This window comes from Varibaculum cambriense DSM 15806 (assembly GCF_000420065.1).
Lineage (GTDB): Bacteria > Actinomycetota > Actinomycetes > Actinomycetales > Actinomycetaceae > Varibaculum > Varibaculum cambriense.
Window position 1 is genome coordinate 220,563 of record NZ_ATUF01000003.1, and the last position, 20,458, is coordinate 241,020.

General features: G+C 53.8%; 18 protein-coding genes. 16 read left to right on the forward strand and 2 right to left on the reverse strand.

Going from position 1 to position 20,458, the window contains the following annotated elements; all coding sequences use genetic code 11:
• Positions 1–36: 36 nt before the first annotated feature.
• The 11 genes from pgsA (at position 37) to smpB (ending at position 9,221) form a co-directional block, all read left to right on the forward strand.
• Positions 37–1,245 carry a CDP-diacylglycerol--glycerol-3-phosphate 3-phosphatidyltransferase gene (pgsA, locus tag F605_RS11050; RefSeq protein WP_081639161.1) on the forward strand — a complete coding sequence of 403 codons (1,209 nt, stop codon included), beginning with the start codon at positions 37–39 and terminating at the stop codon, positions 1,243–1,245.
• 176 nt (positions 1,246–1,421) lie between these two features.
• Entirely contained in the window at positions 1,422–1,742 is a 321-nt protein-coding gene (locus F605_RS0106060) for a helix-turn-helix domain-containing protein (protein ID WP_022865004.1), read from the forward strand.
• 4 nt (positions 1,743–1,746) lie between these two features.
• Complete coding sequence (locus tag F605_RS10210) at positions 1,747–2,001, forward strand: DUF3046 domain-containing protein (RefSeq protein ID WP_022865005.1); 255 nt, start codon at positions 1,747–1,749, stop codon at positions 1,999–2,001.
• Between the two features lie 280 nt (positions 2,002–2,281).
• Entirely contained in the window at positions 2,282–3,355 is a 1,074-nt protein-coding gene (recA, locus tag F605_RS0106070; protein WP_022865006.1) for a recombinase RecA, read from the forward strand.
• A 21-nt stretch (positions 3,356–3,376) separates the two neighbouring features.
• Positions 3,377–3,961, forward strand: a complete 585-nt coding sequence (locus F605_RS0106075) for a regulatory protein RecX (RefSeq protein WP_022865007.1) — start codon at positions 3,377–3,379, stop codon at positions 3,959–3,961.
• Between the two features lie 30 nt (positions 3,962–3,991).
• Positions 3,992–4,471, forward strand: coding sequence for a CinA family protein (locus F605_RS0106080; protein ID WP_022865008.1), 480 nt, complete (start codon positions 3,992–3,994; stop codon positions 4,469–4,471).
• A gap of 41 nt (positions 4,472–4,512) precedes the next feature.
• The gene (prfB, locus tag F605_RS0106085; protein WP_022865009.1) at positions 4,513–5,634 is read left to right on the forward strand and encodes a peptide chain release factor 2; all 1,122 of its coding nucleotides are present in this window, start codon (positions 4,513–4,515) and stop codon (positions 5,632–5,634) included.
• A gap of 107 nt (positions 5,635–5,741) precedes the next feature.
• Positions 5,742–6,434, forward strand: coding sequence for a cell division ATP-binding protein FtsE (gene ftsE, locus F605_RS0106090; protein ID WP_022865010.1), 693 nt, complete (start codon positions 5,742–5,744; stop codon positions 6,432–6,434).
• Between the two features lie 8 nt (positions 6,435–6,442).
• Complete coding sequence (gene ftsX, locus F605_RS0106095; RefSeq protein WP_022865011.1) at positions 6,443–7,357, forward strand: permease-like cell division protein FtsX; 915 nt, start codon at positions 6,443–6,445, stop codon at positions 7,355–7,357.
• 2 nt (positions 7,358–7,359) lie between these two features.
• Complete coding sequence (locus F605_RS0106100) at positions 7,360–8,679, forward strand: peptidoglycan DD-metalloendopeptidase family protein (protein ID WP_022865012.1); 1,320 nt, start codon at positions 7,360–7,362, stop codon at positions 8,677–8,679.
• Positions 8,680–8,705: 26 nt separating this feature from the next.
• Positions 8,706–9,221: an SsrA-binding protein SmpB gene (smpB, locus tag F605_RS0106105; RefSeq protein WP_022865013.1), complete on the forward strand. Its 516-nt coding sequence runs from the start codon at positions 8,706–8,708 to the stop codon at positions 9,219–9,221.
• Positions 9,222–9,368: 147 nt separating this feature from the next.
• Here the strand turns inward: smpB and F605_RS0106110 are convergent, their stop codons facing one another.
• Complete coding sequence (locus F605_RS0106110; protein WP_022865014.1) at positions 9,369–9,617, reverse strand: WhiB family transcriptional regulator; 249 nt, start codon at positions 9,615–9,617, stop codon at positions 9,369–9,371.
• 184 nt (positions 9,618–9,801) lie between these two features.
• The gene (locus F605_RS0106115; protein WP_022865015.1) at positions 9,802–13,053 is read right to left on the reverse strand and encodes an FtsK/SpoIIIE domain-containing protein; all 3,252 of its coding nucleotides are present in this window, start codon (positions 13,051–13,053) and stop codon (positions 9,802–9,804) included.
• A gap of 117 nt (positions 13,054–13,170) precedes the next feature.
• Here F605_RS0106115 and ligA point away from each other — a divergent pair, with 117 nt between their 5' ends.
• From ligA to gatB, 5 genes are all read left to right on the forward strand, one after another.
• Positions 13,171–15,780: an NAD-dependent DNA ligase LigA gene (gene ligA, locus F605_RS10215; RefSeq protein WP_022865016.1), complete on the forward strand. Its 2,610-nt coding sequence runs from the start codon at positions 13,171–13,173 to the stop codon at positions 15,778–15,780.
• Positions 15,781–15,826: 46 nt separating this feature from the next.
• Positions 15,827–17,068 carry a phospholipase D-like domain-containing protein gene (locus F605_RS0106125; RefSeq protein ID WP_040765418.1) on the forward strand — a complete coding sequence of 414 codons (1,242 nt, stop codon included), beginning with the start codon at positions 15,827–15,829 and terminating at the stop codon, positions 17,066–17,068.
• 89 nt (positions 17,069–17,157) lie between these two features.
• Positions 17,158–17,454: an Asp-tRNA(Asn)/Glu-tRNA(Gln) amidotransferase subunit GatC gene (gatC, locus tag F605_RS0106130; RefSeq protein WP_022865018.1), complete on the forward strand. Its 297-nt coding sequence runs from the start codon at positions 17,158–17,160 to the stop codon at positions 17,452–17,454.
• A 2-nt stretch (positions 17,455–17,456) separates the two neighbouring features.
• Complete coding sequence (gatA, locus tag F605_RS0106135; RefSeq protein ID WP_022865019.1) at positions 17,457–18,950, forward strand: Asp-tRNA(Asn)/Glu-tRNA(Gln) amidotransferase subunit GatA; 1,494 nt, start codon at positions 17,457–17,459, stop codon at positions 18,948–18,950.
• Between the two features lie 10 nt (positions 18,951–18,960).
• Positions 18,961–20,457, forward strand: coding sequence for an Asp-tRNA(Asn)/Glu-tRNA(Gln) amidotransferase subunit GatB (gatB, locus tag F605_RS0106140; RefSeq protein ID WP_022865020.1), 1,497 nt, complete (start codon positions 18,961–18,963; stop codon positions 20,455–20,457).
• The last annotated feature ends 1 nt before the right edge of the window (position 20,458 follow it).

Here is a 20,458-nt window from a genome sequence, read left to right on the forward strand (position 1 = left end):
TCTTTTGAGCGTAAAAAATCTATTAGAGTAGTAGTGATGGAAAGCAAAGAGAAACCCGCGGCTTCATCGGGTAAGTGGCGGCAAATAATTCCGAATGCCCTTACGATCACGCGAATTATCTTGGTGCCAATCTTCATCGCCTTGATGATTATGCAGCATTTGCGGGGGTCGGTATCCCTGCTGATGGTTTCCTTAGTGGTATTTTGCGTAGCTTCCTATACTGACCATCTAGACGGTAAATTGGCGCGTCGCTGGCAGGTGGTCAGTGATTTTGGAAAACTGGTTGACCCCATCGCGGACAAAGCCCTAATGATTTCGGCTTTTGTTTTGCTTTCTCTGTTCCAGAACCTGTGGTGGTGGTTCACGGCAGTCGTAATTTTGCGTGAGGTAGCGGTTACGCTCCTGCGTATGTATCTGTTGCGTTCTGGGGTAGTTTTGCCGGCCTCTAAAGGCGGGAAAATTAAGACCAGCCTGCAGATTCTGATGGTGTTCTTGTGGATGTTAGCGGGGATTTGCTATCCGTTTAACACCCAGGTGGGCGTCGTAATTATGTATTTGGCGATTGCGGTTTTAATTGCCGCTTTCGTGGCTACGGTACTTTCCGGGATGGTTTACTTCCTGGATGCCCATGATAATCATAAGGAACAGGCCAAAGCAGCTGGTAGTGAGGATAAGAGCGACCCGCTTAAGTCCGAAGAAGATACTGCCGAGCCCGGTGAAGGCAGGGAAGCAACCCCCTCTAAAGAGTGGGAGGAAAAAACTACCAGTTCTTTGGAGTCCGGATCTAAAGCCGATTCCGAACCGGGTGCCGGTAAGGATACGTTGGATGCTAAGAAAACCTGGGAACCGCGAGCAAAGCCCGCTGCTCGCCGGGCAGCGCATAGAGAGCAGAAAACTGAGAAGACTCCGGCGCCAGCTACCACCTCCGCTCAGGAAGCGAAGGAAGGGGAGAAGTCGACCGAGTCAGACCACAGCTCCGAGTTCCCTTCCCGGCGCACCCGCCGGGCGCAGGAAGCACGAAAGGCCGCGAGAGAAGCAAAGCTTGCGGGAGAGGGAAATGATCGAGAATCCCATTCGCGGGGGCAAATCCCTGATTTGTCGGCGGTCAGCGCTAGCCCCACGCCTAGTGCCAACCCTGAACCAGCAGGGGAAAGCCCTGAGCCCAAAGCAGCTGAGCAGATGTACGGGGAAACCCCTCGATTTGCCATGACGCGCTCGCAGCTGCGGAAACAGCAGAAGAAATAACCTAAGTCGGGTAAGTCACTGCAGTGTGAACGCTGGCACTATTCGTCGATGAGCGGAATGAATCGCGCGGACATGGTGTTGGAACAAGTGTGAGTCCAAGAGAGTATCAAAAGACGCCTGCTGGAGTTCCTCAGGATGGGAAGTCCAAGCACGGGCAGCAGATAGGGGGATATGCTATGGATATGACAGATAAAGATACGGGGAACAAGACTCCGTTGCTGCGCGAAGAGATTGGGCAAGTATTGCGGATGGTACGCCGTTCCCAGGGTCGTACCTTACGGGAAGTTTCCACCAGTGCTCAGGTGTCGTTGGGTTATCTTTCTGAGGTAGAGCGCGGACAAAAAGAAGCTTCTTCGGAACTGCTGGCAGCTATTTGTGATGCTCTCGAGGTGCCGATGGCAATGATACTGCGGGAAGTTTCTTTACGAGTGGCCGTAGCGGAAGGCCTGTCTGTGCGTCGCCAGGTGCCAGAAGTACCGGTACATTCGGTAGTCTAGCCAGGTGAAACGTTCAGAGTTCGACTTTGCCCTGAAAGCCGTGTTTGGATCGGCTTTCGGGGCATCTTTACTTTCAGATTTATATTTACCTGATTTACAGGCCACTCCGGCGCAGGCTTTGGCGTCGGGAGTAGCTCCGCAACAGATTTGGGATTCCCTATTGGCGCAAACCGATAGCGATCCGCAGCTGCGTTTTATTCATCGCGCTGACCGGAGAACTTTAAATGAGCTGGCGCGCCAAGGGCTACTGAGGAGCTAGCCGGATTAAGACTGTTATTTTTGTTTTGCTCCCTTGTAGAGAAATTCTGGCAGCTATGAATATCGCTTTCGGCGTTTCATTTGTCGAACATCTGTTCGCTCGGTAGAGTTGTACCCAGACGCGCAGTCGGTGAGTTTTCCCTTGCGGATTATCGTCAGGCTGTTAAGCGTATTTGGCCGTACGTAGCGTTAGCTTGGAGCCTCGGAGAGGGGCACCCCAAGTCCAAAATACCCAGGCCAGCCCAGTAATAGTTCGGAGAGAACCAGAGAGGATCGACACCATGGCAAAAAAGACCGCAAAACGGCAAGTAAATGCAGGCGGAAACCGGGAGCAAGCCCTAGATATGGCGCTAGCAGCCATAGATAAACAGTTCGGGAAAGGCTCAGTGATGCGCCTAGGGGAAAACACCCATCGCCAAGTAGAAGTCATCTCCACTGGTTCAGTGGCCCTAGATATTGCCTTGGGGGTAGGAGGACTGCCCCGCGGGCGAATCATCGAGATCTACGGTCCGGAATCTTCCGGTAAAACCACCGTAGCCCTGCACGCAGTAGCGGCAGCCCAAAAGGCCGGCGGTAATGCTGCTTTTATTGACGCCGAGCACGCCCTCGATCCCGAATATGCCAAGAAACTAGGGGTAAACACGGATGAACTCTTGGTAGCCCAGCCCGACACCGGGGAGCAGGCGCTAGAAATCGCGGATATGCTGGTGCGATCGGGGGGAATTGATATTTTAGTTATCGACTCGGTAGCAGCGCTGGTTCCCAAGGCGGAAATAGATGGGGAAATGGGGGACTCCCATGTGGGCTTACAGGCGCGGCTAATGAGCCAGGCATTGCGAAAAATGACTGGAGCGCTTTCTGCCACCGGCACTACCGCGATTTTCATTAACCAGTTGCGTGAAAAGATCGGGGTTTTCTTTGGGTCTCCCGAGACTACTACCGGCGGTAAAGCCCTTAAGTTCTATGCCTCGGTGCGGATCGATGTGCGCCGGATTGAAACCTTAAAGGACTCCTCGGGGCCAATTGGTTCACGTACCCGCGCTAAAGTCGTAAAAAACAAGATGGCACCGCCTTTCAAGACTGCCGAGTTCGACCTGATGTATGGCGAGGGGATTTCTCGCGAAGCTTCGATTATCGACTTGGCCACCGATCTGTCAATCGTGCGCAAATCGGGCGCCTGGTACACCTATGAGGGCGATCAGCTGGGGCAAGGTAAAGAAAATGTGCGTCAATATCTGAAGGATAATGCCGAACTTGCGGATGAAATCGAAGAAAAGATTCTGAAAGCAGTAGGCATTATTCAAGAAGATGCTGGCGAAGATACCGCGGATGCGGATGCCGATAGCGACAAGTAAGGGCGATTTAGCTGCATCTTCATGGTTAAGTATTTAGATCCAGAAAGTGACTTTGGCCTTCCGCGTCGCCGGAAAAAAAGCCCCGATCTGGCGGTGCGGCGGCAAAAAAATGCTGAACTTCCGACCGCGGAAGCTTTAGCCGCGGCGCGGGAGGCGGCACTGCGAGTCTTAGATCGCACCGCTGCCTCCAGCTCGCAGATTCGTCAAAAACTCACGAAGGCGGGTTTTCTACCGGAAATTGCGGAAGAAATCGTGACCCGTTTTGGGGAAGTAGGGCTACTAGATGACCGCGAATATGCGGCCATGCTGGTGCGCACCCGCTTTCAAGAACGCGGCCTAGTGGGCAGGGCACTAGTCCAAGAGCTAGACCGGAAAGGAATCGATCCCGGCCTACAAGCAGAAGCCTTGGAACAGATCACCCCGGAACAAGAAGTGGAAAACGCGCAGCGATTGGCGGAAAAAAAGGCGCGCTCTCTGCATAACGTGTCCTATAGCCAGGCAATGCGCCGGATCGGTTCTTTTCTGGCTCGCAAGGGATACTCTCCCAGCCAGTGCCGCGAAGCTACTCGCGGTGCTCTGGCAGACAGGGACTTCGAAACCGAATAACGGGCGGCCTGCTCGTGTAATGATGGAACTATGAATCAAGAACTAGATGCCCTTGCGCGCCGTTTGCAAGAGATTCTGCGTGAAAAGAACTACACCATTGCCTGCGCCGAGTCCTTAACCGCCGGGCTGGTATGCGCCACCCTGTGTGATATTGCCGGAGCCTCCGACGTAGTAGCCGGGGGAGTCACCACCTATCAGACCCGCACGAAAAGCGAAGTCTTAGGGGTCTCCCGTTCCCGCTTACAAGAAACTGGGGCAGTAGATCCGGTGGTAGCCGAAGGGATGGCACTGGGGGTAGCAAAACTTTTTTCTGCTGACGTGGCTCTGGCCACTACCGGGGTAGCTGGTCCCGGAAGCCAGGACGGACATAGTGCCGGTACCGTGTTTATCTCGGTTACTAGCCCTGCCGGGGGAGCGACTACGGAACTTTCATTATCCGGGGATCGCAACCAGATTCGCCTGCAAACGGTGGCGGCCGTCCTCCAGCTGGCGATCGAGGCTTTAAGCTAGGCGCTTATTTGCAGTGAGGTTTCCTCGGGTAACCTAGAAGCGTGGCATACGATTACGAAGAGGAACTAGGTAAGGCGCAAACTACCTTAGAGAAGATTCGGGCAGTTACTGATCCTGAAAAATTGGGCTCTCAGATAAAAGAACTGGAACAAGCTAGCGTAGACCCTAATCTTTGGGATGATCCCGAGCATGCTCAGCAAGTAACCTCGCAGCTATCTCACCTAAAATCCCGTCTTGACCAGGTTGCACGCCTAGATCAAAGCGTAGAGGACGCCCTAACCCTGCAAACCATGGCGGGGGAAGAACTGGGGGAAGATCGCGAAGAAATCCTGGCTGAACTGCGCACCCTCCTAGAAAAATTGAATAAAGAGCTCGCTGAACTTGAGGTTCAAACCCTACTTTCCGGTGAATACGACGAGCGGCGGGCAGTGGTTACTATCCGGTCTGGAGTGGGAGGAGTAGACGCCGCGGACTTCGCGGAAATGTTGCTGCGAATGTATCTGCGCTGGGCCGAGCGTCATGGCTATCCTACGCAGGTGATGGATACTTCTTATGCCGAGGAAGCCGGCATCAAGTCCGCTACCTTCCAGGTAGATGCTCCTTATGCCTACGGGACTTTATCAGTAGAGGCGGGAACCCACCGCCTGGTGCGACAAAGTCCTTTCGATAACCAGTCCCGCCGGCAAACTTCTTTCGCCGCGGTAGAAGTAATCCCCTTGATTGAATCCGATGACCAGATCGAAATTCCCGAATCCGATTTGCGGATCGATGTGTTCCGCTCTTCCGGGCCGGGGGGACAATCCGTAAATACCACCGACTCGGCGGTGCGGATGACCCATATTCCCACCGGGATCGTAGTCAGTATGCAAAACGAGAAGTCCCAGATTCAAAACCGGGCGGCGGCGCTGCGGGTATTGCAATCCCGACTATTGCAGTTGCGACATGAGGAAGAGCAAGCCAAGAAAAAGGAACTCGCAGGAGAAGTGAAAGCCTCCTGGGGAGACCAAATGCGCTCCTATGTGTTGCACCCCTACAAAATGGTGAAAGATCTGCGTACTCTCGAGGAATCATCACAGGTAGATTCGGTATTGGATGGAGATATCGATACTTTCTTAGATGCCGGGATCCGGTGGCGTAAAGCCCAGGAAGAAAGTGAGAACTAGCACGTCAAAGCGGTAAGCGTCCCCTAATCGGCGTGTAAGCACCAATGCCGCTTCCCTAGGCGCTAAGTTGGTCAGTGCCGGAGGCTCCAACAGCTAGTGGGGGATGCATGATTACTTTTGACGATGTCTCGATGGTTTATAAGCGGGGGGCTCGCCCTGCGCTAAACCACGTGAGCACCAATATTGAGCGGGGGGAGTTCGTGTTCCTCGTGGGTAAATCAGGTTCGGGGAAGTCCACTTTCCTAACCATGATTTACCGCGAAAACAGTCCCACAGAAGGTACCGTGACGGTGCTGGGTAAAGATGTTGGTCGGCTCTCGCGGTGGAAAGTTCCGAAGTTACGTCGCCAAATCGGTACGGTTTTTCAAGATTTCCGCTTACTGGATAACAAATCCGTGGAAGCGAATGTGGCCTTAGCGATGCAGGTAATTGGACGCCCTCGCCACGCTATAAAAACAGAAGTGCCACAGGTATTAGCGCTGGTGGGGCTAGAGGGCAAAGAGAAACGGATGCCCTATGAGCTATCTGGCGGGGAACAGCAGCGGGTAGCGATCGCTCGCGCGATGGTCAATCGTCCCGAGATATTGCTGGCCGATGAGCCCACCGGAAATCTGGATCCGAAAACCTCGTTGGGGATTATGCGTCTTTTGGATCGGATTAACCGCACCGGAACCACGGTGGTGATGGCTACCCATGATGATGAAATCGTAAATCAGCTCCGCAAACGAGTGATTGAACTGGTGGATGGAGAAATAGTGCGCGACCAGGATCGCGGCGTGTATGGATCGAGTCGGAGCTAGGAGAAAAAATGCGTTTGCGGTTTATCCTCGGCCGGGTATTTTCCGGGATGGGACACAATATGGCAATGACCATTTCGGTGGTGCTGGTGACCTTTATTTCCCTGCTGTTTGTGGGGGTAGGGGGCCTGTCCCAGATGCAGATTTCTGCGATGCAAAAGGAATGGTATGCGAAGGTGGAAGTGAGCGTCTATATGTGCGCTCAGGACGACCAAGTAGGTAACTGTAATGGTCAACAGGCTACTAAACAACAGATCCAAGATGTTCGCGACGAGTTAGAACGGGGAACTTTAGCTGACTATATTGACCATTACGATTTCCAGAATCACCATCAGGTATATGCAGATTTTCAAAAGCAGTATGGGGATACCACTTTAGGAGAAGCCACTAAACCGGAGATGTTACCCCAGGCTTTCCGGATCAAGATGAAGGATCCTTCCCAATACGAGATTGTCTCTGCCCAGCTAGAGGGACAGCCAGGGGTGGAGCAGGTTCAAGATCAATCGCAGCTGGTTAAACCACTAATGAATCTGTTTAGTCAGGCCAGTCGGATTTCTTGGGGATTGGCGGCCGTGATGGCGATTGCGGCAATCTTATTGATTGTCACCACTATTCGTCTTTCGGCCATGTCACGGCAGAAAGAAACCGAGATTATGCGGATGGAAGGTGCCTCCGGACTGTTTATCCAATTGCCCTTTATGATTGAGGGCGCGTTGTGTGCGCTCTTGGGTGCCTTGCTGGCTTGTGGGGCGCTCTATGCCGGGGTGAAATACCTGGTACAAGGGTGGTTGCAAAAGACGATTCCCTTCATCCAGTTTGTAAATCTGCGGGAGGTAGCAATTTTGTCCGGCATCATCGTGGTGGCGGCTTTAGTCCTTTCGATTATTGCGTCCCTTGCTTCCTTAGCTAAATACGCGAAGGTGTAACCATGTCTTTTAGAAAACGTCTAGGAAAAATCCTCAGTGCCACGTTAATAACTGGATCCTTGGTTTTGGCCGGTGCCTCCAGTACTGCGCTGGCTTCCGATCGCTCCAAAGCAGCGGATAAAGAAAAAGCTGCTTCCAGTAAGGCAGCGCAGCTGCGGGCTTCTTTGGAGGACGTTAGCGCGGATTTGGCTCAGTCGGTGATCGCCCTGGAAAACACTAAGGATGCGCAAAAAACTGCCCAGGGAGCATATGACGAGGCAGTACGCCTACAGTCCAACGCAGCGCGAGACCAAGCTCAGGCGCAAGACCAGTTGGATGTGGCTAGTGCGCAGCTGAAACGGGTAGAAAAAGCCCTGGCCGTCTCGCAGGCAAAAGAGAGTGAAAACTTGAGCAATATCGGGCGGGTGGCTCGAGAAACCTACACCAACCCGGAGGTTGGGGGTTCTTTCGAGTTTTTCATTTCCGATAAGGATAGTGGAGATATCACCACCTACGCCCGTAATGCTCAATTGGCTGCTCAGTTGCAATCGGATTCTTTAAAGACTGTACAAGACCAGATTGTGGAGCAAAAAAATTCACAGATGGAGCAGCGTGAACTAACTTCTCAGGTGCGAAAGTTAAAAGAGCAGGCGGACGCGGCTTTGCAGGCCGCGGAGACTGCAAAGAACGCGAAGCAGACAAAACTTGCGGAGTTAAATCAGACTCTGGAACAAAAGAAACAACAAGAAGCTGAGCTAGCTGCCAAGAAAGGCGAAATTTCAAAACAGCTGGAGCAAGCCGAACAGGAGCAACAAGCGGCGCAAGAGCGGATTAGGCAGATTGATGCCCAAAACCGCCGGTCTCAGGAAGCTAAGGCCGCTACGAATAGCAGTGCTTCCCAGAGCGGAAATGCGGGGAGCAACAGCGCTGGTTTTATCTCCGGGGGAATTTTTCAAGCTCCGATTAAGGGCGGGATTCACCTTACTTCGCCCTTCGGCTACCGAATTCATCCGGTGACTGGGCAGCGGCGCCTGCATATGGGAGCCGATATTCATGCTGCCTGTGGGTTGCCGCAGTATGCAGCCGCCAATGGCACCGTGGTGTCTACCCGTAATGAAGGTACTGGGGGAAATACGGTGACCATTAACCATGGGATACTGGGAGGAAGCTCCTGGGTTAGTGTTTATCGCCATATGACTCACTTTGCTACTAGCCCAGGGGCGCGCGTGGCAAAAGGACAACTGATCGGTTATACCGGCGCTACCGGTAGGGTAACCGGCTGCCACGTTCATTTTGAGCTGTGGAAGAACGGCTCGGTAATAAATCCCATACCCCTGCCTTAACGATTATGCGATAGCGTAGGAACGCTATGAGTAAGAAAAACAAGGGTCAGGGTGCGCCCGCTTCCAGCAAGACGGGGGTACAGATGATTGCGCGCAATAAAAAGGCGCTGCATGACTTTTTTATTGAAGAATCCTATGAGGCAGGTTTGGTGCTTACCGGCACCGAAGTGAAATCCTTGCGGATGGGCAGAGCCTCTTTAACCGAGTCATGGGTAGAGATTGATCGCGGGGAAGCCTGGCTGCAGCATGCTCATATTCCTATGTATATTAACGGCACCTGGTCTAACCATGCCCCGCTACGTAAACGGAAACTGTTGCTGCATCGCCGAGAAATAGATAAGTTAAGCGGTCAAGTAGCGGCTAAGGGGCATACGATCGTGCCGTTAGAGCTCTATTTTTCTGCTGGCCGGGTAAAGGTAAAAATTGCGCTTGCTCGCGGTAAACAAGAGTGGGATAAACGACAAACCTTGCGGGAGCAGCAAGATAAACGGGAAGCTCAACGAGCGATGAAGGATTGGAATCGGCGGGCGCCTGCGGGGTAGCTCCGGTGCGGTAAACAGCCGGAGCCGTTTATCCCTCCTGGGAATCCGGATAGACTGCGCTTTTGCTAAGTTGGAATCAGAAAAGAATAACTCTCTGTTAGCTTGCTCGAAAGCAAGAAAAACAGAGAGTTATTTTTAGTCTGTCAGTTAGCAGGCGCGGCGGGCACGAGCTTTGCGGCGCCGCATGCTGCGCCGTTCGTCTTCGCTCTTTCCACCCCATACTCCGGCGTCCTGGTTGTTATCGAGTGCCCAAGCCAGGCAGGTTGACTCTACCTCACAGCGAGCGCAAACCATTTTTGCGCGCTCTGCCTGGGCGATGGCGGGGCCAGTATTTCCGATCGGGAAGAAGAGTTCTGGATCCTCTTCTAAACAGGCTGCGCGTGAACGCCAATCCATCTGCGTCTCCTTTAAGGTTAACCATAGGTAACGAGTTTGCGGGTCGCTGCCCGCATAGAACGCTGTCTTCGCGGGCAGCTCCTTTGCTACCTACTATTTTTTTAGTTACGAACAGATAAATCAAGGGTTTTAACAGTTCAGAGCGGGTTTTTTTGCGTGTAACCGATCACAAAAGAAGCAGATTTTAGCGAAGTTTAGGATAAATAGCGATTTGGATGGCTAAACCTTTACCTTTTTTGATTATGATTCCCCGTCCCGGAACTAACCCAATTTGATCCGGAAGCGCCTGGCAATCTATCCCTTTGAGGAAAGGACGACACTGCGCAGCGCTACCTAGAATTATTAGCACCGCGTGCTGGCGTAGCTCAGATAGCGGTCCTGAAAAGGTAGTTTGCACCACCTCCGGACTTACGGAGGCGATCACCGGCATCCTCCGGGTGGGGTCTTCCAGCTGTGGCGAGGGGGAAGCTAAAGCTGATGTTGTTTCCAGGGAAGGAGAAGTACCTAACTCGGTAGCGGCCATAAGCCGGGGATCATGAGCATTTAAGTCCTCAAGTATTTTGTGGTCAGGTAAAAACTTGGCAAGCAGGTGCACAGTATTAGTTTTTCCGCTGCTATGGTCTCCGATTACCAACCAATCTCGCTCAAAATCCTCTCTTTCCAGGGGTAGTGGTCCGGATAGTCCCAAAGCAAAAATGTTCGCCAAGTTCTGTTGAATAGGCGAATGCGGGAGATCAAAACGAGTAGGGAGGGCCTGCAGACGTACCTCGGGGGAGCTTAAGAAGTTTTCGGGCTCCGGAATAGGTGGCATCGCCGCCCTGAACGGAGTGGCTTCCCGGCTGGGGGAAAATACAAAGATCCCGGCCTCGCTAATCTGTTCCAAGACCCGAGGGGTAAAACCGGCTTGAGCGGCCTGTACTCCATCGCGAATCACCCCTACTATCTGGGTTTTTATTCCTTGAAATAGGCGGGAAGAAGCCGTAGAGGGGCCAGAGACTACCAGCAGGGAAATCCCCAAGGCTTCGCTTTGCCGGCAAAGTCCGGCCAGCAAATCATTACCGCTTAGCGGGCCATAGGTGCGCTCTAATGAGTCCAGCAGATCTTCACAATCATCGATAAGCAACGTGCCCGACAGCTGCCCCCGACTGGCTAATTTTAATAATTCCAAGCTCATTTGCGGGGTAGTAGCGATAGTTCCTGGCCAAGTTTTATGATGAGCTTTGTTAAACGATGCCCCAAAGAAATCTTGCGGAGAAGTGCAAATAACGTGGACTTCCTGTCCTTTATTGGCCAGTTGTAAGGCCACCATTAAAGCCAGAGTAGTTCTGCCGGAGCCTACCGAACCGACCAAATGCAGCGAAAATCTCAGGGGCAGCATTAAGGGGGCGGTGCATTGTCGGTGCGGATAATCGCCCAGCCCCAAAATTACTTTGTCGGCTGCAGGAGGCAATTGTGCTAAAGGGAGGCGGCGGGGTAGGGGAGGCGCCCAGGGAAGGCGCGCGGGAGCAGGAGGGTGCCAGGCAGCGCGGCACAGCTGCGCCAGTTGTTCGGCCTGCTCCGTATGGGGGATCCAAGCAAATTGCACCAGCTTTCCGGAAGCGTCGCTGGCAGATTTTATCCAGGCACGCCCGGCAATCGCCGGCAATTGGGCGCCGCGGCCATCCCCCAACACATCCCCAGAATCAGCAGTATCTAGTACCCGTAAACAAATCCGTAGCGCCATATTCGACTTGATCTGCCCATCAACGATCCCCGCCGGGCGTTGGGTAGCCAGAATCAGATGGATTCCCAGACTGCGCCCCAAAGTTGCTAAACGGATTAACGAATCAAGTAAATCTGGGTGGTCGGTAGCCAGTACCCGAAACTCGTCCACGACCACCACAATCCGCGGATGCTGCCGGTTCTTATGCTGCTCTCGGTATTTAATCTCGGCGTTCAAGGACAAGATAGCGCGTTTGGTTAGCGCGGGTTCAAGATCTGTCAAAATCCCCAATACATGGGGTAAGGACTGCAATTTTTGGAAAGCATCCCCGCCCTTGTAATCCACCAGCACATATTGCAGTTTGCTAGGCGGGTGGGATAGTGCCAGGGACAGCAGCCAAGTAGTCAGGGCTGCAGATTTACCAGCTCCGGTGGTGCCAGCCAAGAGGGCGTGGGGACCGTCTTTAACCAAATCCAGGTAGCTCACCCCCTGAGCATCAAACGCAACGGGAGCTTGCAGAGACTGGGAGCGTTTCCAATTGTCTCTGATAGCTGCCAAGGGTGCGACCGCGCCTACAAATTGCGGCCAAAGTTGCCCAAAAATAACTTTACCAGCGAGTTTACCTGCGGATTCGGAAGTATGACCGCGCGTGATTAAACGGCACCAGAGCAGACTCGGCAAGTCCGCGTGACGGGTAGCGCGCCGATGAGTTGGTACCGTTACAATCCGATTCGCCCACACCGGAGCTTGGCCGGGAGTTTTCGCCCAGGTAACCCAAATGTTTTCTCCGGTACCGAGAGGTTCTTTAGAGGGAGAAACCAGTACTACTCGCGGAACCGAGGATTTCACTTGTCCCGGAAGGGGATCCGGAAAGTCTGGGGAGCCGAGGGCGTCCTCGCCAGTAGCATCCTCGCTGTCCGCAGAGATGTGTGGGGGATAGTTTTCGTCGCCACGGGTGAAATCTGCCGCGGTCACCGCTAAATCCAGTCGGTAGCGGGCACCTTCTTGCCAAGCTAGCTGCGCTGCCCACCAAAGGGCTCGTTCGCGGGCATAGCTACCGGTAAAGCAGAGTTTATCTCCTCCTTTTCCGCGGACTACCCGGTGCGGGCTGATCCAGGCGCCCACTTCACCTCCCTCATGGAGGGATGCGGGGTGGGAGGCAGCGGGTTTTGGTTGGCTAGCGACCAGCAGCAGCTGCGCGGGGCTTACCGGACGGGGGCGGCGATAAAACCAAATCCCCATTCCCAAGGCTGAAAGAGCGGCGAAAACCAGCATGCCGACGAGAGGAGGAATCCGGAGTAGGGAAGTAAGAGAAAGCGGTAAAAACACTAGCACCGGTAAGAATAGCCATTGCCGCCAGGATCCAAGTTGTGACTTTGGGCGGGGACGAGTAACCCGCAGAGCGCGAGGACGAGGGGAAACTTTTAACACCGTGTTTCCGGCGCGAATCCTTGAGGAAGACCCGATCTCTTGTTCCTGGCGGATCCGCGAAAAGCAGGAAGCAAATGAGCCCCGAAAAGTTCCGTTCGCCGAACCAAGATCCCGCACTCGCAGTTTGTCCTGCTGAGAGATAAAAAGCAGGTGTTCGTGAGATACTGCCCGGTCGTGCAGCTGGGGTCTTCCCAGCGCGCAATAGTTGCCTGCGAAGGGCAAGACTAAGCCAGCCGCGGGGCCGCGCTCTACCTGCAAATGGCAGGGAGCGGCCAAGGCTTTTCGCGCTGATTCCAACTCCACTCGGCCAATCTAACTGCCGCCCCAGCAGCTCCGCCAGATTATTTTATTTGCTTGTGGATAACTTTTTGGGGAGCGGATACTTTTCTTTTCTGGATGAAAATAAGGGAAAATGAAGCCATGGCGAGTGAATACGAGCAGGCATTGGCGCAGGCACAAAAACATTGGGAAGAGCTAGTAGACCAGATTAATCAGGCACGGGTTCTCTATTATGACCGCGACCGTCCCACGCTTTCGGATGCCGAATATGACCAGTTGTTTCGCCAGCTAGAAGAACTAGAGGGACATTTTCCGCAGCTAATAAACCCCGATTCGCCTACCCAAACCGTAGGGGGGAGCGCGCAAAAAACTTTTTCTTCCGTCACCCACCTAGAGCGGATGGCTTCCCTAGATGACGTGTTCGATACCGAAGAAGTCTCTAGCTGGTATCAGCGAATGGCGCAGGCCACCGGGGGGGAAACTCCCAAAGTGAGTGCGGAAGTGAAAATTGATGGCTTAGCGGTGAACCTCACCTATCGCAAGGGGAAGCTTGTCCTGGGAGCTACTCGCGGAGATGGCAGCGTAGGCGAGGACGTGACCGCTAATATTCGTACTATCGATAACATTCCCCAAACGCTAGGCGGGAAGGTAGTACCCGAGCTGTGCGAAATCCGAGGGGAGATCTATTTCCCCCTCGCCGATTTTAACCAGTTAAATGAGCAGCGCAGCGCCCAATGGGAGGAATATAGTGCAGCGAAAAAAGCTGGTAATCTTCCCGCTTGGCGCGCTCAGCGCCAAAAAACAGGACTGCCTAGCAAGGTGGAACCCCCCTTCGTTAATCCCCGTAATGCCGCAGCCGGTTCTTTGCGGCAAAAAGACCCCCGGGTAACTGCGGCTCGCCCGCTAGCTTTGATTGCCCACGGTATCGGGAAAGTACAGTGGAAATCCGCTGATTTAGCTGCCGGTTTCACCCCGCCGACCAGCCAATTGCAGTGGTATCACCAGCTTGGGGAGTGGGGGCTACCGGTAAGCGAATATACTCGCCCGCTGCGCGGCCTGGGCAAAATCCAAGAATTTATTACCTATATCGGTAAAATCCGTCCCGAGATTAGCCATGAAATCGATGGAGTCGTCTTAAAAATCGATGACCTGAAAACTCAGGAGGAGCTGGGCTTTACTGCCCGCGCGCCACGCTGGGCGGTTGCCTATAAGTTCCCACCCCAAGAAGTCCACACCAAACTGCTGGATATCCGGGTCGGGGTAGGGCGTACCGGTAGGATAACCCCCTACGGAGTTATGGAAAAGGTGCTGGTAGATGGCTCTAATGTGGAGCGCGCTACCCTCCATAATCCCTTCGAGGTACGCCGCAAAGGCGTAAAAATCGGGGACACCGTGGTGCTGCGTAAAGCGGGGGACGTGATCCCCGAAATCGTATGTCCGGTAGTGGATTTGCGGGATGGCAGCGAACAGGATTGGCAAATGCCCAAGCAATGTCCGTCTTGCGGCAGCGAGATTCGTCCCGAAAAACAAGGCGATAAAGATTTACGCTGCCCCAACCAGAAGCATTGCCCCGCACAAATTAAAGAACGGCTTATTTTCTTAGCTTCGCGCGGTGCCCTCGATATTGAAGGACTGGGTGAGCAATCCGCGGCAGCACTCACTATGCCCGAGGCGGAGCGGGAACAAGTACTGCTCGCCCTCACCCGAGGCGCGGCAATAATGGTCGGAGGAAAATTTATCTATTGTTCTGAGGCCGACCCGGCAGCTACCACACCGTCGGAAGCCGCCAAGTCCTTGCTACCGGCGCCAGCCTCCCCAGTACTTCCGCTAGAGGCCGGGGTATTCGATTTAGATTCCGAACAGCTCTTACAGGTAAAAACCTGGAATCTTAAGCAGGTAACTAAAGTTGACCGGGAGGCGCTAAAAGCCCAGTTAATAGCCGGAGGAAAGAGCGAAGAGGAAGCAAAAGCTCGGAGCCGCCAGCTACTACGAGGGGGAGAAATCTGGAGCTATAGCGCCTATTTTGGAACTGGAGATCCCGGGGCAGCCACCTTGGGGGCACGGGGAAAACTATTGCTTGAGGAACTAGAAAAAGCTAAAACCCAGCCGCTATGGCGTATTTTGGTTGCGCTATCGATTAGGCATCTCGGTCCCCAGGCCTCCCGGATCCTAGCGGCGCGTTTTGGCTCCCTACAAGCAATCGTTAATGCCAGTGAAAAAGAGCTCACCAGCGTAGCTGATATTGGAGAAGAGATCGCCTCCTCTATCACGAACTGGTTCGCCGTCGACTGGCACCAGGAGATTGTGGCCGCCTGGGAAAACGCCGGGGTAGTAATGCGGGAAGAGGAAGCTACTAAAGCGGAACAAACCCTATCCGGACTAAACGTAGTGGTTTCCGGCAGAGTAGAGGGCTATACCCGTGACGAAGCCAAAGAAGCGGTCATGCGGGCGGGTGGAAAATCTGCGTCCTCGGTTTCAAAAAATACCGATCTTTTGGTCTACGGAGAAAAAGCCGGTTCAAAACTAAAGAAAGCCCGCGAACTGGGGGTAACTTGCCTGCCGCAAAAATATTTTTCGCAGCTTTTAGCAGAGGGAATAGCAGCAGCTCTCGCCAATGCCGAATCGGGAGACCGGGCAGGAAACGCGCGGGAAAGCAGGTCGCCAAAAGTGCACCTACCTGCGTTCTCGCCCGAAAAAACTCCGCTTTCAGAGCCACCAGCATCCGCTAGTGGTTCCGATAGCTTGTTTTAGCGCGGATTCAACAAACTCCTATGGCTAAGGCGTTAGAGTGGTAACTATGTTGAGGATCCCGAAGAAAACGATCCCACCGTTACTGCGCGGCTTAAAAATTGTGAGTGCGGTGATTGCGACCCTACAGGCCATGACGGTTACGGTTATCGTAGCTATTGACCAGTTACGCAAGTTACGACAAACCGGTAAACCTGGTGGGTATCCCCAGATTGAAAACCAACCGATCCGGGTAGATCGTTCCCGCTTGAAAACCTATATGGACGGAGAAACCCTCTATCGCGATATGTTGCTCGCGATAGAGGGCGCGAAAGAGCGAGTATTTTTTGAAACTTTTATCTGGAAATCGGATGAAATCGGCCAGGAGTTCAAAGACGCTCTGATTCGGGCAGCCGAGCGCGGTGCCGAGGTGTACATTATTTGGGATCGCTTCGGGAATCTGGTGGTAGATCCCCGCTTTTTCCGTTTCCCCAAGCTAAAAAACCTGCATGTCCTGGGATATTCCTTAAAACACACGGCGCGGGATCACCGTAAAATCCTGGTCGTGGACTCCAAGGTGGGTTTTGTGGGGGGCTATAACATCGGCTCCTATTACCTGGATAATCAGTGGCGAGATACCCATCTGCGCATTAGTGGCCCCAATGTGTGGGAGCTAGAAAGCGCTTTCTTGGACTTTTGGAATTATGCCCAAAAATGGCATTTGCGTCTAAAAAAAGTGCGGGATCCGCGCGCCAAATCCTGGAATTCAAAAATCCAGGCCTGCGTTAATGACCCGAAACGACTACTGTTTCCGGTACGCGGAATGTATGTCAACGCCCTAGATAAAGCGCAAGAATCCGCCTATATTACTTCGGCTTATTTCGTTCCCGATCGGGTAATTCAGCGTTCCCTCATCGATGCCGCCCGCCGGGGAGTAGACGTAAAAGTACTGGTACCCGCCAAATCAAACCATATTATTGCGGACTGGATTTCCCGATCTTACCTAACTGATTTGTTGGATAACCAGGTAGAACTGTGGGTCTATGACAATGTGATGATCCATGCCAAGACCGCAGTTATTGATGGATACTGGTCAACAATCGGCACCGCTAATATCGACCGGCTATCGATGACCGGTAACCATGAAATAAACATGTCGATTACCTCCCGGCCGTTAGCGGCGAATATGGAAAATATTTTCTTTACTGACCTGTTAAATGCCCGGCCTATTAGCCGCCACGAATGGAATCAGCGACCTTTTATTGCTCGGATAGCGGAGCGACTCTTACGACCCTTCGCCTTCCTGGTTTAAACCCAGCTGACCGCGGTTACCACCTTGAGTATGCCCGCGGCTCCGGGCCGTAATATGACCGGGAGTGCCGCGGGCATTAGACTGGAGCTATGTCGACAATTGATAGGGATGAAGTAGTGCGCGTGGCCGGCCTGGCGCGGATCGCACTCACCGATGAAGAAATAGACCAGTTCGCGGGGGAGCTGGAACAGATTGCGGCGGCTGTCGCCACCGTGTCCGAGGCTGTAGGTCCAGATACCAAAGCCACCTCCCACCCGATTGAAATGAGCAATGTGCTCCGCCCGGATGAGCCCGGCGAATGCCTTGACCGGGAGGAACTATTGGCCGGAGCGCCTTTGGCTGAGGACGGCCAGTTCCGGGTACCGCAAATCATTGGGGAGGAATAACCGTGGAAGACTTTTTGAAACTTTCGGCCCTGCAGCTAGCAGAAAAGTTGCGCGGTGGGGAACTGACCTCCGAGCAGCTAACCCAGGCTTGCCTAGCGCGGATTGAAAAGTTAAATCCCGAGCTCAACGTATTTGTGCATCTAGATCCGGAGGGCGCGCTAGAAACTGCCCGGCGGGTGGATCAGGATCGCCAGGGCGGAAAAGAACTTCATCCCTTGGCAGGGGTGCCGATTGCCTTGAAAGACAATATGGTTACTCGCGGCCAGGAAACTACTTGCTCCTCGAAGATTTTGGCTGGTTGGAAGCCTCCTTATGATGCCACGGTAGTTACCAAAATCAAGGATGCGGGGCTGCCGATTATCGGTAAAACCAATATGGACGAGTTCGCGATGGGCTCCTCCACCGAGCATTCTGCCTTCGGCCCCACTCACAATCCTTGGGATCCTTCCCGGATTCCCGGTGGCTCTGGCGGGGGCTCGGCCGCGGCAGTCGCCTCCTTCATGGTGCCTTTAGCTTTAGGTTCCGACACTGGCGGCTCGATTCGCCAGCCCGGGGCAGTCACTGGCACCGTAGGCGCCAAACCCACCTATGGGGCGGTTTCCCGTTATGGTCTGGTAGCCATGGCTTCCTCCCTGGATCAGATTGGCCCGGTGACCCGTACAGTTGCGGATGCCGCCACGCTACAAGAACTAGTGGGCGGGCACGACCCCTTTGATTCCACTTCCCTAGATGAGCCGGTTCCGGCTTTGCTAGAGGCAGTCAAGGAATACCAAGGTAAAACTGATCTCTCCGGGCTGCGCCTAGGGGTAGTTAAACAAGGTAGTGGAGAGGGGTATGAAGAGGATGTAACCCGCGCCTTTAACGATACGGTTGCGGCTTTGAAAGAGCGGGGAGCAACGGTTACTGAAATCGATATGCCCTCCTTCAAATACGCCCTCGCTGCTTACTATTTGATTATGCCGGCAGAGGTTTCTTCTAATATGGCGCGCTTTGACGGTATTCGTTTCGGGATCCGGGTAGAGCCGACCTCGGGGCCGGTAACTGCCGAAACCGTAATGGCGGCTACCCGGGAAGCTGGGTTCGGGTCGGAAGTTAAACGCCGGATTATTCTGGGTACCCACGTATTATCCGCCGGATACTTCGACGCCTATTATGGCAGCGCCCAGAAGGTGCGCACCTTGGTGCAAGAAGACTATTCCCAAGCCTTCTCGCAGGTAGATGCGCTAGTGTTGCCCACTTCTCCCACCGTAGCCTTCAAACTCGGGGAAAAAATTGGTGACCCGTTGACCATGTACAACTGCGATATTGCCACCATCCCTGCAAACCTGGCGGGTATCCCAGCGATCAGCGTGCCCATCGGGCTGGATCATCAAGGATTGCCGATTGGCTTCCAGGTAATGGCGCCGCAGCGTGCCGATGCCCTGATGTATCAGGTAGCCCAAGCCGCAGTCGATGCCTGCGGCACCGACGTTCCGGCTGCTTGCCCGGTGAAGTAGAGGAGAAGCAATGAGCGACTTAATGAAATACGAAGATGCAGTAGCCGAATTTGATCCGGTATTGGGGCTGGAAGTCCATGTCGAGTTGGGCACCAAAACCAAAATGTTTGATAGCGCCCCGAACTCTTCGCTGGGTGAACCTAACACCCGGGTAACTCCAGTTTCGGTGGGTCTGCCCGGATCCTTGCCGGTTGCTAACGAGCGGGCAGTGGAATACGCGATCAAGATTGGCCTGGCACTCAACTGCGAGATTGCCCCCTTCTGTCGGTTTGCGCGCAAAAACTATTTTTACCCTGACCTGGCAAAGGCCTACCAGATTTCCCAATTCGATGAGCCTATCGCTCATGACGGGTATGTAGATGTAGAACTCGAGGATGGGGAAATCTTCCGGGTCAATATTGAACGCGCCCATATGGAAGAGGACGCCGGCAAGAACACCCATATCGGGGGAGATGCCGGACGGATCCAAGGTGCCGCCTATTCCCTGGTGGATTATAACCGCGCCGGGGTGCCGCTGGTAGAAATCGTTTCTCGTCCGATCGAAGGTGCCGGTGCGAAAACCCCGCAGGTAGCAGCGGCCTATGTACGTACTCTGCGCGACATTTTCCGTGCGTTGGAAGTTTCGGAGGCGCGGATGGAACGCGGAAACGTGCGCGCGGACGTGAACGTGTCTTTGCGTCCCAGCCCGGATGCTCCGCTAGGAACCCGCACCGAGACCAAAAATGTGAACTCCTTTAAGGCCATTGAAAAAACGGTTACCTTCGAGATTCGCCGCCAGGCAAAGATTCTTTCTGAAGGCGGCAAAGTAACCCAGGAAACTCGTCACTGGCACGAGGATACTTCCTCCACTTCTGCCGGGCGGGAAAAATCTGATGCTGAAGATTACCGTTACTTCCCGGAACCGGATCTAGTGCCGGTAGCTCCCGCGAAAGAATGGGTAGAAGAGTTGCGCGCCAATCTGCCGGAACTGCCGGTAGCCCGGCGCCGCCGCCTGCGGGAAGAATACGGTTTCTCCGATATGGAAATGCGGGATGTCGTAAACGCTGACGCTTTAGATATTATCGAGGCCACGGTAGAAGCGGGCGCCGCGCCGCAGGCAGCACGCAAATGGTGGATGGGGGAGATCTCCCGGATTGCCAAAGAAAAGAACCTGGATCTAGAAGAGGTAGCGGCTAAACCTGCCGATGTGGCGCAGCTACAAGATCTGGTAGACCAGGGTAAACTCAATGATAAGTTAGCCCGTAAAGTCATTGCCGGGGTACTGGAAGGTGAAGGTACCCCCGCAGAAGTGATGAAAGCGCGGGGATTAGAAATCGTGCGCGATACTGCTGCCCTAGAGGCCGCGGTAGCCCAGGTGATTGCCGATAACCCGAAAGTGGTAGAGCAAATCAAGGGTGGGAAAGTCAAGGCGATTGGCGCCCTCATGGGGGGAGTCATGCGTGCCACCAAGGGGCAAGCTGATGCCGGTGAAGCTCGGGAAATGATCCTTAGGCAAATCAACGGCTAGT